11 protein-coding genes are annotated in these 14,389 nt (G+C 46.5%); 5 read left to right on the forward strand and 6 right to left on the reverse strand.

The features are described from left to right. Positions 1-139: 139 nt before the first annotated feature. The 3 genes from PLE7327_RS19900 to PLE7327_RS19910 form a co-directional block, all read right to left on the reverse strand. Positions 140-1,948: a M48 family metallopeptidase gene (locus PLE7327_RS19900; RefSeq protein WP_015145567.1), complete on the reverse strand. Its 1,809-nt coding sequence runs from the start codon at positions 1,946-1,948 to the stop codon at positions 140-142. Between the two features lie 340 nt (positions 1,949-2,288). Beyond that, the gene (psbB, locus tag PLE7327_RS19905; RefSeq protein ID WP_015145568.1) at positions 2,289-3,815 is read right to left on the reverse strand and encodes a photosystem II chlorophyll-binding protein CP47; all 1,527 of its coding nucleotides are present in this window, start codon (positions 3,813-3,815) and stop codon (positions 2,289-2,291) included. A gap of 281 nt (positions 3,816-4,096) precedes the next feature. Continuing rightward, complete coding sequence (locus PLE7327_RS19910) at positions 4,097-4,414, reverse strand: hypothetical protein (RefSeq protein WP_015145569.1); 318 nt, start codon at positions 4,412-4,414, stop codon at positions 4,097-4,099. Between the two features lie 67 nt (positions 4,415-4,481). Here PLE7327_RS19910 and PLE7327_RS19915 point away from each other — a divergent pair, with 67 nt between their 5' ends. After that, positions 4,482-4,973: a universal stress protein gene (locus tag PLE7327_RS19915; protein WP_015145570.1), complete on the forward strand. Its 492-nt coding sequence runs from the start codon at positions 4,482-4,484 to the stop codon at positions 4,971-4,973. Positions 4,974-5,039: 66 nt separating this feature from the next. On the opposite strand, the gene PLE7327_RS19920 is transcribed toward PLE7327_RS19915, so the two are convergent. Next, positions 5,040-5,999 (reverse strand): aldo/keto reductase, encoded by a 960-nt coding sequence (locus PLE7327_RS19920; RefSeq protein WP_015145571.1) that lies wholly within the window; start codon positions 5,997-5,999, stop codon positions 5,040-5,042. 96 nt (positions 6,000-6,095) lie between these two features. On the opposite strand from PLE7327_RS19920, the gene ald reads away from it, so the two are divergent. Beyond that, positions 6,096-7,181, forward strand: a complete 1,086-nt coding sequence (gene ald / locus PLE7327_RS19925; RefSeq protein WP_015145572.1) for an alanine dehydrogenase — start codon at positions 6,096-6,098, stop codon at positions 7,179-7,181. Between the two features lie 17 nt (positions 7,182-7,198). Here the strand turns inward: ald and PLE7327_RS26285 are convergent, their stop codons facing one another. Beyond that, positions 7,199-9,151 (reverse strand): ABC transporter ATP-binding protein, encoded by a 1,953-nt coding sequence (locus PLE7327_RS26285; protein ID WP_015145573.1) that lies wholly within the window; start codon positions 9,149-9,151, stop codon positions 7,199-7,201. 128 nt (positions 9,152-9,279) lie between these two features. On the opposite strand from PLE7327_RS26285, the gene PLE7327_RS19935 reads away from it, so the two are divergent. Further along, a complete protein-coding gene (locus PLE7327_RS19935; RefSeq protein WP_015145574.1) occupies positions 9,280-9,918 on the forward strand; it encodes a transaldolase family protein in 639 nt (212 codons plus the stop codon). A gap of 7 nt (positions 9,919-9,925) precedes the next feature. On the opposite strand, the gene PLE7327_RS19940 is transcribed toward PLE7327_RS19935, so the two are convergent. Then, on the reverse strand, positions 9,926-11,956 hold the full coding sequence (locus PLE7327_RS19940) for a hybrid sensor histidine kinase/response regulator (protein ID WP_015145575.1): 2,031 nt from the start codon (positions 11,954-11,956) through the stop codon (positions 9,926-9,928). 303 nt (positions 11,957-12,259) lie between these two features. Between PLE7327_RS19940 and PLE7327_RS26010 the strand changes: the two genes are divergently transcribed. Together PLE7327_RS26010 and PLE7327_RS19950 are read left to right on the forward strand one after the other, a co-directional pair. Next, complete coding sequence (locus PLE7327_RS26010; RefSeq protein WP_015145576.1) at positions 12,260-13,084, forward strand: RibD family protein; 825 nt, start codon at positions 12,260-12,262, stop codon at positions 13,082-13,084. Between the two features lie 80 nt (positions 13,085-13,164). Next, positions 13,165-14,355: a GNAT family N-acetyltransferase gene (locus tag PLE7327_RS19950; protein ID WP_015145577.1), complete on the forward strand. Its 1,191-nt coding sequence runs from the start codon at positions 13,165-13,167 to the stop codon at positions 14,353-14,355. Positions 14,356-14,389: the final 34 nt, after the last annotated feature.

The raw sequence follows: 14,389 nt of genomic DNA on the forward strand, positions 1-14,389 counted from the left end.
AATCAAGGCGTTAGAGATTAGCCTTTAGAGATTACATAAAACTTTCAATTCATTCTGTCACAAAGTCATCAAAATCCGATCGCCCAGCAATTCCAACTCATTCCTATTAACTTACAATTGGAGGCGGAGCGCGATCGCGCTACTCTTCTGTCTGTTGTTTCTGTTGATACTCTCCCAAAAGTTTAGCGACTCGCTCTTTAATTTGTTGGTGCCTGTCAATGCCTTCGTAGGCATAGCGGTTGAGTCTTTGTCGAACGATCGCCTCTTCTAAATAGCGAACGCGATCCTCCGTGTCTGGGTGAGTAGAAAACCATGCCGGAATGCCGGGATCTTCCTCCTCATTGAGCGTTACCATCAGGTTGCGAACGCCGTCTGCTGCATAGCCGTTGGCTGCTAGCAGCCTCGTTCCGAAAACATCCGCTTGTTCTTCCATCTCGCGGCTGTAGTTGAGAACGATTAGATCGCCTGCTACATTGCCAACATAGGGAATGTATTGAGTCACGCTGGCTGTTAAATTTCCCTCAGCCATGAGTTGAAAACCGTGCGACAAAACGGCGTGAGCGAGTTCGTGGGCAAGCAATCCCGCTAATTCTGCTTCTGAGTTAGTGTCAAGAATTGCACCTGCATTGAGGAATACCTTACCCCCTGGCAAGGCAAAGGCATTAAGGCGATCGTCCATGATGACGTAGAACTGGTAGTCAAACTCATCTCGCCCCGCGACATCGGCAAGTTTATTGCCGATGCCTCGCACGTATCCCAGAACCTCCTCGTCTTGCATCATGGGAAGTTCTTCTTGAATCCTCTCCGAAAAGCGATCGCCGATCGAAGATTCTCCTTCTAACAGTAAAATTGCGGTTTCCAGAGCAGACAGAGGACCGAAAATATTCCCCGTCAAGGCAAATCCTAGTCCGCCTACGATCGCATTGCCGACTGCATTCCAGGTGATGTCTGATTCTAGTTTGTCTTGGTAGCGCGCTAAATTTTCGTTGGCTATGCGAGTAAATTCGGCGGCTTGAGGATTTCCGGGATTGAACGAGGCAAATTGACGCGCCGTCAGCGAAGCTTCTAACCAATCTTCTGAGTCTTGATAAGCTTTAATTTGCGATCGTACTAATTCAGCTTCGTTAGGATACAAGGTGGCGGCGTGCTGGAGAACTTGCATCGCCTCTTCTTTTTTTCCTGCTTCTGCGAGCGATCGCGCGTAGTGCAAGTGACCGGGAATAAATTCGGGATACTGCTCGGTCAGCAGTTGCAGCGGCGCAAAAATTTTACTTTCTAAACGTTTATCTTTGCGTCCCTGTTGATACATACGCCAGTATACAGCACCGCCCGGTGGTAACTGTTCTGGTTGGTAAATGGGTTCTGGAATTTTCTCTCGCTCGATAGCTATCTCGGCGGGAAAGGGTTCTTTTGCTTCGCGATATACTTTCTCTGCCTGCGATAATTCTCCGCATGCATAAAGGCGATCGCCTTGCGCTAATTTTTTATTGCGGACGATCTTTTCTAGCGATGGTATTGGCAGCTTAGCCGTCTCGACTTCAAAAGAATCGATTTGACTTATTTCACCCTCTCCAGAATTTTGTGCGATCGCGAGTGGTGGCAAGCTAACCGTCAAGGCTAGTTCTAAAGTCGCTCCCGGAATCGTTTCGTCCGTAAAGGTTAGTAAAGAATCGCTCGGTTTATTACAGTCTTTTTTAGTTGTATTCTCTTGTGCCTGTTGAATTTTAGATTGTAAAAGCTGTCTTGTGCCTTCTAACTTCTGCCTTTTGCCTTCTGCCTTCTGCCTTCTAACTTCTGAGCGAAGCGAAGTTGAAAAAGTCAATTCTGGCTGGCTAGAAAATTGCTCTTCATAAGCTGCTATTGAAGGGAGAAAAGCTTGAGCGAAAACTGCCGGAGTAGGTAATAAGACCCCTAAAGCAATGAGAAATGAACTTCTTAGGGATTTCATAGCTCGGTCTCCCGATGCAATCGGCGCTAAGCGCCTCTATCTTTAGTTATATCGCTCAATCTTTTTTTAGATTTTTTTATTGTTACCAGCTAGATCGAGAAAACCTTTAAGCAAGAAAGAAAGACCACAATAGCAGTAAGATAGTGCCAAAAAATATGACGTGGTTCATCCAATCATCAAACGACCAATCTTTAAAATTAAACATGGCGATCGCTTCTCGTCAGAAAGTAGCGTAAGTTTGATGGTATCTCGAAATTCTATGCGATCGCGACCCCAGAATGCCAAAAAAATAGTGCAAGCCGACTAGGGCTTGCACTTAAAGTTAATGGAACTCGAACGCTTACACGCCTTCCTTACGAGTACTTACGTCACCCACTTTCGCGAAGAGTCCGAATTCGACTTGTTCGCCAAGATCTGGGTCAATACCAGCAAATACGTCTCGGAAAAGCGTCCGAGAGCCGTGCCAGATGTGACCGAAGAAGAACAGCAGCGCGAAACAAGCATGAGCGAAAGTAAACCATCCTCTGGGGCTGGTGCGGAAGACACCATCAGAGTTTAGGGTTTCGCGATCGAAATCAAATGATTCGCCGAGTTGAGCCTTACGAGCAAACTGCTTCACCGTAGCCGGATCGCTGAAAGTTTGCCCGTCGAGGATTCCACCGTAGAAGCTAACCTTGGTTCCCGTCTGCTCGATACTTGTTTTGGATTCTGCGCGTCGGAAGGGAATGTCAGCGCGAACGATTCCGTCGGAGTCAGTTAAGACGACCGGGAAAGTCTCAAAGAAGTTAGGCATCCGACGAACGCTGAGTTCCCGACCTTCCCCATCTCTGAAGACAGCATGACCCAACCAAGCTCTTGCAATGCCATCGCCACTGTTCATGGCTCCGGTACGGAATAAACCGCCTTTAGCTGGGCTGTTGCCAACATAGTCGTAGAAAGCCAGCTTTTCGGGGATTTTCGACCAAGCTTCCGAGAGAGTGTCTCCAGCCGCTAAGTTAGCTTCAACGCGACGCTGAATTTCTTGCTGGAAGTAACCTTTATCCCATTGATAGCGGGTGGGCCCGAATAACTCGATCGGAGTAGTGGCACTGCCATACCACATCGTTCCCGCCACGACAAAAGCTGCAAAGAAAACTGCGGCAATACTGCTAGAGAGAACGGTTTCGATATTCCCCATTCTCAGGGCGCGATAGAGTCTCTCTGGAGGTCGAACCGTCAGGTGGAAAAGACCGGCAATAATACCGACGATACCAGCAGCAATATGGTGGGCGACAACTCCGCCTGGATTGAAGGGGTTAAATCCAGCCGGTCCCCACTCCGGCGCTACGGGTTGAACGTGACCCGTTAGACCGTAGGGATCGGACACCCACATTCCGGGACCCCAAAGCCCCGTCAAGTGAAAAGCTCCAAAGCCGAAGCAGAGAAGACCGGATAAGAACAAGTGAATGCCAAACATTTTGGGCAGGTCGAGCGCGGGTTCGCCCGTGCGGGGATCGGTGAATAATTCGAGATCCCAATAAACCCAGTGCCAAACGGCTGCTAAGAACAGCAAGCCGGATAGAACGATGTGAGCGGCAGCAACGCCTTCAAAAGACCAGAAACCGGGGTTAACGCCTGTTTCTCCAGTGACGCTCCAACCGCCCCAAGAACCCGTGACTCCCAAGCGAGCCATAAAGGGCAGGACGAACATTCCTTGCCGCCACATGGGGTTGAGAACCGGGTCGCTGGGATCGAAAATCGCTAGCTCGTAAAGAGCCATCGAACCTGCCCATCCTGCTACGAGAGCAGTATGCATCAGGTGTACGGAAATCAGCCGTCCCGGATCGTTCAGGACGACTGTGTGAACTCTATACCAAGGTAGTCCCATTGAACTACTACGCTCCTCCTGTTGACAATTAGTGTCTGCTTAGACGCTTTTTTATTAACTGGTGTTAGGTTAAGTGCCCAACTCTCTCTTTTGCTAGAGGTTTTAGAATAGTGTATCTAAACAGAAAGAGTTTGACTCACCTAATTATCCCTTGAAATGATGATTATTTAAAGAAGTGTAACTATTGTGAGAGTCGATTGCAAGCGCGGCGGTATGAAGCTTGGCATCGCCTGAAATAATTTTTAAGAATTGGATCGCGACAGCTAGGCAGAAAAACCCCCTTATTCTTTTATTAGTTGATGAATGATGCCTTCGGCTTCGCTTAAACGCTCGATCGCTTCATCTGCATCGATCAGGCGTTTGAGAATTACTTGTCCAAACGGTTTGGCAGGATCGCTTGTCTCGCGAATCGGTTTCACTTCCACCATTAAAACAGCATCTTCAACTTGATAGAGCCAGAAAATTTCACCTTTTTCAATAATTCCTAAAGGCAAACGCTCGATATAAGGTTTGCGCCGCCAAGAAATTTCGTCCCATAGTCCGCCAAACTCCCAAACCCGCGCATAAGTCCATCCGTCCGATAAGAAGAAGTATTTCACTAGAAGTTATTTGTCTACCTGTCTAGATTAGGCTAGGTGTATATTACCCCTCAAAGAACTGCTAGAGATGGTTGGCAAAAAAATTTTAGTGGCACTCGATCGCTCGTCTCAAGCTCCAGTCGTATTTGAGGCAGCCATGCAGTTCGCTCAAGCCCAAAATAATTCTCTGATGGTGTTTCACTGTTTGGACTGGGAGACAGAAAATTTAGGGGAGGCTTTCCTGGGCATCGGCACGTTAGGAGATGTAGACCTCTATGGGTTATCGCTTGGGCGGCGGCGAACATTTCTGGGACGAAAGATGCAGCAGGCACAAGAGTGGCTGCAAGATTATTTCCAGAAGGCAATAGATGCGGGAATTCCTAGCGAGTTAAAATGTCAAGTCGGCGATCCCGGTACGAGAATTTGCCAATTGGCTCGAAATTGGGACGCTAATCTAATCGTGCTAGGTCGTCGAGGCCATCGAGGAATCTCGGAGGCTTTGTTAGGCAGCGTCAGTAATTATGTCGTTCACCATGCTCCCTGTTCTGTTTTGATCGTTCGGAGTGGAGAGATTGGGTGACAGTAACGTCTGCTGAATATCTTCTCGCCCCGAACGAGTCCCATAGCGATCGCGCTGGATTTTAATCTAAAAATCCCACATCACTGGATTTTTATCGAGATAATCGGTTACTTGTCGCCCAATGCGAGCGATTGCTTGCAATTCTTCCTCTGAAAGCTCTACTTCTGCCGCTTTTGCGTTTGCTGAGGCTTGTTCGGCAGTTCTTGCACCCGCGATCGCGTTGGTTTGAGGCTGGGCAATTAACCAAGCCAGAGATAGCTGAGCCAAAGTACAATTGTTGCGATCGGCAATGGGCCGGAGTTCGTTCAGTGCTTTTTGAGCGCGTCGGTAATTTTCTCCTTGAAAAAGTTTATTTTTCGAGCGATGGTCGCCTTCAGCAAATTTATGGTCGGGAGCGAATTTCCCGGTCAGTAGTCCCTGAGCGAGAGGCGAATAGGCAAGGATCGAGATATTGTTTTCAATGCAATAGGGCATGGCATCGGTTTCTACTAGCCGCCAAAAGAGCGAATAAGGAGGCTGTAAGCTATCGATGCGTCCATATTGCGAAGCTTCTTCTAGTTGGGCGCGAGAGAAATTAGAAACTCCGATCGCGCGGATTTTCCCCTGTTGTTTGAGTTGGTTAAGAGCGCTCATCGTCTCTTCGATGGGGACAATTTCTGTCTTGAACGAACCGGAGGGCCAATGGATTTGGTAAAGGTCGATGTAGTCGGTGTTGAGATTTTTGAGAGAGCGATCGCACGCTTCTATGACTCGGTCGTATTTGAGATGATTGGCAAAGACTTTAGTGGCATAGACAACTCGATCGCGAACATCTGAGAGTGCTTTGGCGACAATTTGCTCTGAGTGTCCCTCTCCATAGACTTCGGCAGTGTCAATGGTGGTAATGCCTGCCTCATAAGCAGCTCGAATCGCTTTGATGCTTTCTTCGTCTTCAATTCCCACCCACATTCGCTTGCCAGCTTGCCAAGTTCCCATGAGAATGGGAGTAATTTGAATGTCGCTATTGCCGAGCGATCGCTTTTTCATTGTTCTTTGACTATTGCTTAAAAGAAATAGTGACTACAGAAACAACCTCTAGGTCTACGTTACAGTATAAGAGGGGATGGGATCGAAGGTAATTATATGAAAATTGGCGTTCCAAAAGAGACAAAAGACCAAGAATTTCGGGTCGGATTAAGCCCCAGCAGTACGAGAGTACTTTCTGACAACGGGCACGTTGTTTTTGTAGAAACGGGTGCGGGTATCGGTGCAGGCTTTCCCGATGAAGAGTATGTACGAGCAGGGGCTAATATTGTTGCCAGTGCAGCTGAAGCATGGAACCATGAATTAGTTGTCAAGGTCAAAGAACCCCTACCCCCAGAATATCAATATCTTCAAAAAGGGCAATTATTATTTACCTATCTGCATTTAGCAGCCGATCGCAGCTTGACGGAACATTTGCTCAAAAGCGGCGCGATCGCGATCGCCTACGAAACCGTCGAACTTCCCGACGGAAAGCTTCCCCTGCTTACGCCCATGAGTATTATTGCCGGGCGCTTGTCGGTACAGTTTGGGGCGAGATACCTGGAGAAGCAGCAAGGCGGACGGGGAGTCCTGCTAGGTGGCGTTCCTGGGGTACGTCCCGCTAAAGTCGTCATTCTCGGCGGTGGCGTAGTGGGAACCGAAGCAGCCAGAATTGCCGTCGGAATGGGCGCTCAAGTGCAAATTCTCGATGTTAATGTCGATCGCTTAGCCTATTTAGAAACTTTATTTGGTTCTAGAGTCGAACTGCTTTACAGCAGTCCAGCTCATATAGAAACGGTGGTTCCGGAGGCAGATTTACTGATCGGTGCGGTCTTAATTTTAGGGCGACGAACGCCGATTTTAGTGTCTCGAAGCTTGGTACGACAAATGCGTCCCGGTTCGGTCATTGTCGATGTTGCCATCGATCAGGGCGGCTGTATCGAAACTTTGCGACCGACTTCTCACAGCCATCCTACCTATATTGAGGAGGGAGTGGTTCATGTAGGCATTCCTAATATGCCGGGGGCGGTTCCTTGGACGGCAACGCAGGCACTCAATAATAGTACCCTTCCCTACGTTCTCAAGCTGGCTAATTACGGTCTCAAGGCATTGGAGACGGATCTCGCTTTAGCCAAGGGATTGAATATCAAGGACGGTCGCATCGTCCATCCAGCCGTACAAGAGGTTTTTCCCGATTTGGTGTAGTTTAGAGTTAGCTTGATTTAAAACTGAGGGATTGAAGCGATTAGCTTTTTAGTGTAGTCTTTTTGGGGATTATTAATAATATTTTCTGCAATATCCATCTCTTCAATTTTTCCCTGATTCATGACCAGAATGCGATCGCTCATAAACTTAACTACGCTTAAATCGTGGGAAATAAAAATGTAAGTCAAGTGAAAATCTTTTTGCAATTTTTTGAGCAAATTTAAAACGCCAGCTTGTACCGAAACATCCAGTGCCGATACCGATTCATCGCAAATAATAAACTCAGGATCGACTGCTAAGGCTCTAGCTATACATACCCGTTGGCGTTGGCCTCCTGATAGTTCGTGAGGATAGCGATCGAACCAATCTGGATTTAATCCCACTCGTCCTAACAAATCCTTAACTTTTTCTCGTCTTGCTCGCGAACTTTTCCCTAAATTATGAATAGTCATCGGCTCCATAATTGCCTTTCCAATAGTCAGGCGAGGATTGAGAGAATTATAGGGATTTTGAAAAACAATTTGCATTTTTCTTCGCAAAAAACGCAGTTTTTCATCGCCCATAGATAGCCGAGAAATATCCTCTTCTTCAGTCGCTTCTCGAAACCGAAATTTAATTTTTCCAGTTGTTGCTGGAATTAAACGCAAAATCGTGCGAGCAAGGGTCGATTTCCCGCACCCTGATTCTCCGACTAATCCTAGCGTTTCGCCTGGCTTGACCTCAAAAGAAACATTGTCTACTGCTTTAAAAAAAACTTTCGTTTGACCGAACATCCCGCGAACGGGAAATAGAACGGACAAATTTGAGACAGATAATAAATTTTCTTTTTGTTGCAGGGAAGATAATCGTTCTTGTCGCTTTTGAGGAGAGATCGTCTTAAATTCGGGTGGTTCTTTTTCCTGAATCGATAACACTTTTCCCGTCGCAGAATCTTTGGTCGCTATCATAAAATTTTCTACTACGGGCAGTATTTCTAACTGGGAATGCAAACGAGGGCGACAAGCTAACAAGCCTTTTGTGTAGGGATGTTTGGGTTCGTATAAAATTTTGTCCTTATTGCCTGCTTCGACAATTTTTCCCCCATACATTACGACAACTGCATCGGCAATTTGATTGATTACTCCCAAATCGTGAGAAATAAAAATCATCGACATATCTCGATGGGTTTTGCATAACTCTCGCAGCAGGTGCAAAATTTCTGCTTGTACTGTTACGTCGAGTGCCGTTGTCGGTTCGTCAGCGATCAAAATGGTTGGGTTGCAAGAAATTGCCATGGCGATAGTAACCCGTTGCAGTTGACCGCCAGAAAGTTGGTGAGGATAGCGTTTGAGGATTGATTGTTTGTACTGCTTGATGTAATTTTTAACTCGTTGCGTGACCAAACCTGCCTCAGTGTTTTTATTACCTTTATTTTTCTCTAAATACTCGTTTTCTAACTGTTCGTCGCTAGGGATAAGCTTAACTTCTTGCAAAAGCGCGATCGCTTGATTTTTGGCTTGTTCTGGCGCGACATTTTGATGCAGTCGAATCGCTTCGATAATTTGAAAGCCAATCGTATAAACTGGGTTTAGGGCGCTCATCGGTTCTTGGAAAATCATGGCAATTTCCCCTCCCCGATAATTGCGCCGCTTTTCTTCGCTTAAGGCTAGGAGATTGACAAGTCTCGCGTTCCGTGCTTGATTATTTTCCCTAGCAGGACGAAACCAAATTTCGCCCCCGCTAATTTTGCCGGGACTGGGAATCAATCCCATAATTGCCAAAGAAGTAACGGATTTACCCGAACCCGACTCGCCGACGATCCCTAAAATCTGTCCTCGTTTGAGTTGAAAGCTTATGTCATCTACTGCTCTTGGGGAAGAATTTTCTGAAAAATTATTACGCGAGTCGCTCAGAAATTCAACTCGCAAGTTGCGAACGTCGAGAATAGTGTCGCTTGTCAGTTCGCGGATATTAACAGTAGCGTCACTCATAAGCAATTCAAAGTCAACTAACTTTGGCGATCGGTTTGGTTGGTTAAATGGATTTTAACCGATCCATCGTAAGGCAACGGCAAAAGAAAACCGAATAATCAATATTCGGTTATCAGTTACCAGTTACTATGATTTACTTGGACTCGGCGATCGCTAGCGAAGCAGAGATAGCAGGCAAACTGGGATGGATAAAAGGAATTACCACCAATCCCACCTTACTAGCCAAAAGCGATTTATCTCCGGAGGAGACCTTAAAACAACTCGCTGCTATCAGTCCTGGCGAGCTATATTATCAGCTTACTGCAACCGATTGCGATCGCGCGATCGCAGAGGGACGACGTGCCTTTGAAATTATTGGCGCGAAAACGGTACTGAAGGTTCCGGCAAGTGCGGTTGGGTTTCAAGTAGTAGCGTGCCTGTCACCGGAAATCCCTTGTGCGGTAACGGCGATTTACAGTGCGGCACAAGCGGCAGTAGCGCGAGAAGCGGGAGCAAAATATGCGATCGCTTACGTCAATCGCGCGACGAGATTGTTGGGCGATGGCTTGGCGTTGGTACGGGATATGGCTGCCTTATTGCAAGGGAGCGCGACAGAAATCCTTGCTGCTAGTCTGAAAACTCCTAACGAAGCTGCTGCTGCCTTGCGAGCGGGAGCGCATCATCTAACTTTGCCTTTAAGCGTCTTGCAAGCGATGACGACTCACGAGCTATCCGAGCAAACCGTAGAGGAGTTTAACAGTAATGGAACGGGAATAGAATTGCCATAACATTTAGCTATTTCTGAGAACAGGTCAACTCTTTTGAGGAGGGGAGATTAGCTGGCGGTAACTCGCAATGACTGGCAAGAAGCTTCCGAGAGCCGTTCTCAGTCTGTTGCAAGCTGACTTCGCGGATGGGAGATGTCAGCGTCAGGGGGATGCCGATCTTAACTGTCGTCCCTTTACCGCATCCAGCACTGTGCAGCCTAATGTTACCTCCCATGAGTTCGATTAAATTGCGGGAAATAGCCAATCCTAAACCCGTTCCGCCAAACTGACGGGTTGTTGAGCCATCTACCATCACGAAGGGGTGAAAGAGTTTATCCTGTTGGCTAGGATCGATTCCGATTCCGGTATCTTTAACCGTTATAACCACCTTTGAAGCATTCGCTGCTAACGCTTCATCTTTTTCGATGCCAATGCTAATCGCGATACTGCCTGACTGGGTAAATTTGACGGCATTACCTATCACGTTCAAAAGAACTTGTCGGAGTTTTGCCGGATCGGTGTAAATGATAATATCGTTCTCCCAATTAGGAGTTTTTAACTTCAAACCTTTTTTCTGGATGGGAGCGATTTGTAGATTGATAACTTCTTTGAGCAGTTTGCCTAAATCGACTGGCTCTAGGTTCACAGACAGTTTGCCGGCTTCAATTTTGGCAATATCTAAAATGTCATTAATAATGTTGAGCAAGTGAATAGCTGCATTATCTGCTTGCTGCAAAAACTCTATTTCTTCTTCTCGGCTATCGCAATAACCATCTTTAATAATCCGAATGCAGTTGATGATTCCGTTGAGCGGAGTTCTCAATTCGTGAGAAGTCGTCGCGAGAAATTCGTTTTTAAGCTGATTGGCATTCTGAGCTTCTTTCCACGAGCAGACGATCTCGTCTCCCCAAGTTTGGAGGCGTTCGAGCATTTCTTGGATAGCCGAAGCCAGTTGATTAAACTCCCGAATTTTGAAATTTTGCGGGCAAGTTTGAGGGGTTTCTGTTTTTTTACAAAAAAGCTCTTTTTTGATGGCGTAATCTCTGAGTTGTTCTAGAGGACGCGCTAGCTCGCGAGAAATAAACAATATGACTAGGATACTGGCGACGATCAAAGCCAACGTCATGCCAAATAGAGCTTTTTGAATATCCTGAAGTGGTGCTAGTGCCTTGTCTATGGGAGCTACGGCGAGAATCACCCATTTTTTACTTCTCTCGCTGGTAATGGGACTGGCGATGGCACTGTAACCCGCGACGAGTTCTACACCATCTTCATCAAAGGCAAATAAATGCAAAAACCTGGGCTGTCCTGCGATCGCGCTCCAGACAAGATCTTTCAATCGGTTGGCATCATCTTCTTCTCTAATGTTGCGTCCTACCCGTTCGGATAGGGGATGTGCCAAGATAGTTCCCTGTTGGTTAATGACAACCGTATAACCCGTCAGCGAACCGGGTTGGGTTTCGGTAGATACGAATTCTTTTTCTTGCAGTGCCGACTTAAAGCTCAAAACGTAACGAGGTCGATCGCGATCGTCGTAAACCGGAGCCGACAGGAGCAATTCTAACTGACCTTCATTTACCTCTGGATTCTTCTGCTGTTGGGGAAGTAAGAACTTAATGGAAATCTTGTTTGCCTCAACCGCCAGTGACTCTTGCTCCACTACCCCTTGGCTTCGAGCTAGGTTGTCGAGAGGTTGGTTCCCGCAGGTACTCGCTATAACTTGCCCCATTTGAAAATTGGTTAGCTGCACGCACTGAATTTGGTTTGGGAGTTTGGAGGCAAGGCGATCGAGAAAAGCTTGCTGTTGTAGAGGCGTTCCCTGCTTGAAAACAACGCTATCGCTTGCCGTGGCAAGATTGGCTCGTAGCGCCTCAATGGATCGATCGATACTTTCTCCTTTTCTAACTGCACTTTCAGTCAAATTTTGCCGTGCTGTTTCTAGGAAAGCCGAACGAGCTTTTCGATAGGTAACGTACACGCCTACTAGAAGCACGGGAACGCTGACCAGCAATAGGCGCGACAAGAGAATACGACGAAAAGAAGATTGACTGAGTGCCATAAAACTGAGGTTAGCGCTAAGGAGAGCGTAAATTGTTTCGAGCTGTGAAGCTAAATCGAGCGGCTAGGGAATCACCAACGTCAGAATTTAACCTAGCGAGTCAAAAGCGAATGACCTCTGCTGTTTACCTGTTCGTCTCCACTGTTATAGCATAGAGACCCGTTAGATTACTTGATAGATTAAATTACTTGGCGAACTTTATAGGAATTTGTAGTCAATTTTACCTTTTTCTCTTGAATGACAACCTTCGGTGGAGAAAGCTACAAAAATTGATTGATTTTTTTACCTATCCGCTTTTGCCCGATGAATCGCCCTTTTACTACAGTTATATTAGCGATGACGGCTGATGGAAAAATTGCCGATGTTGGGCGATCGCACGCTCGATTTTCCTCGGCAGCTGACAAAGCTCATTTAGAAAAACAAATTTCCCTTGCAGATGGCGTTCTTTTTGGGGCTGGCACGCTTCGCGCCTATGGAACGACGCTCCCCATCGGCGATCCCCAATTCTTACAGGCTAGAGAGAGGCAGCAAAAACCGCCACAACCCATACATATCGTCTGTTCTGCCTCGGCGCAAATCGATCCTCAATTGCCTTTTTTTCGTCAACCCGTCCCTCGCTGGTTGCTCGCGACGGCGGCTGGCGCTAAATCATGGCGAGAAAGCAAGCGAGAGGGCTTCGATCGCATTTTAGTCGCCGATGCAGGGGAGACTTTTGAGGCACTGAGAGATGAGGGGACAAAAGGACAAGGGAGAGTGGGGAGACAATTAATCCAAAATCAAAAATCTTTTCATCAAATGACTAATGACAAAAGACAAAGGACAACTGACCAATCCCCAATCTCCAATCCAAAATCGATTGACTGGATAGATGCATTAGCTCAACTCAAAGAACTAGGATTGCAGAAGCTGGCAATTCTTGGGGGTGGGGAATTAGTGGCTTCTCTGCTGGCAAAAGATTTGATTGATGAGTTTTGGTTGACCGTATGCCCGATTATTTTGGGAGGCGTTACTGCACCAACGCCAGTAGAAGGAATGGGTTTCCCAGCACAAGAGGCGCGGCGCTTGGAATTACTAAGTGTAGAACGAATTGAGGGAGAAATCTTTTTACACTACCGCCTACAACGTTAAGGAATATTACATTAATCTATGAGTAATGCTGATTATCAGTGACTGAATTATTGATTACCGATTACTGATTACTGACTTCGATGGTCGAACAACTCAAGCCCCAGTATTCCATCGCCTGGATAGAAAAAATCGCTGAAATTCCTAAAATCGAATGGGATTTCCTTGCCGAACCCCTCAAAACTCCATTTCTAGAGTGGGAATGGCTCAATAACCTAGAAACGTCTGGGAGTGCGACGGCGCGGACTGGATGGCAACCAGCTCACCTAACGGTGTGGCGAAATAGAAGCTTGATTGCGGCTGCGCCTTTGTATATTAAGGGTCACAGTTATGGCGAATTTGTTTTTGACCACCAATGGGCGGATTTGTCCCATCGTTTGGGAGTGCGTTACTATCCAAAACTTTTAGGGATGACTCCCTTTACTCCTGCCGTAGGCTATCGCTTTTTGATCGCGCCGGGGGAAGACGAAGCAGAGATTACAGAAATGATGGTAGCGGCGATCGATCGTTTCTGCGATCGCAACCGCCTCTCTGGTTGCAATTTTCTGTTTGTCGATCCCGATTGGCGCGCTGTAATGGAACGTTACGGTTTCAGAAGTTGGCTGCACTACAGCTACATTTGGACCAATAGAGGTTTTCAAACCTTTGACGATTATCTAGCCGTATTTAATGCCAACCAACGTCGCAATATTAAGCGCGAACGCAAAGCCGTTGTTAATGCCAATCTACAGGTGAAAACATTGGTAGGTGAAGAAATTCCCCATCATTTATTTCCTTTAATTTATCGATTTTACAGCAGCACTTGTGATAAGTTTTATTGGGGAAGTAAATATTTAACGCGCCAATTTTTCGAGCAACTTTATCCTCGCTATCGCCATCGCGTCGTTTTGGTAACGGCGTATCGAGAAGACAACGATTCGCGTCCCGTAGGATTATCTTTTTGTCTGCGCAAAAGCGAAAATTTTTACGGGCGCTATTGGGGCTGTTTTCAAGAATACGATTGCCTACATTTTGAGGCATGTTATTATAAACCGATTGAATGGGCAATTTCTCAGGGCATTCAAATGTTCGATCCCGGTGCTGGTGGAAGTCATAAAAAGCGGCGTGGGTTTCCTGCAACTCCCAATTACAGCTTGCATCGCTTTTACGACCCAAGAATGAGCAATCTTTTACGTCACTACATTAATGAAATTAATGCGATGGAACGGGAAGAGATCGATGCGATCAATCAAGATTTACCTTTTAGTAAACGAGAAATAAAATTTCAAATTTAGGCTATTATTCCTAAATTCTCGCTTTTGTAGCGCC

Origin of the sequence: Pleurocapsa sp. PCC 7327 (assembly GCF_000317025.1) — a bacterium.
Classification (GTDB): Bacteria; Cyanobacteriota; Cyanobacteriia; order Cyanobacteriales; family Microcystaceae; genus Hydrococcus.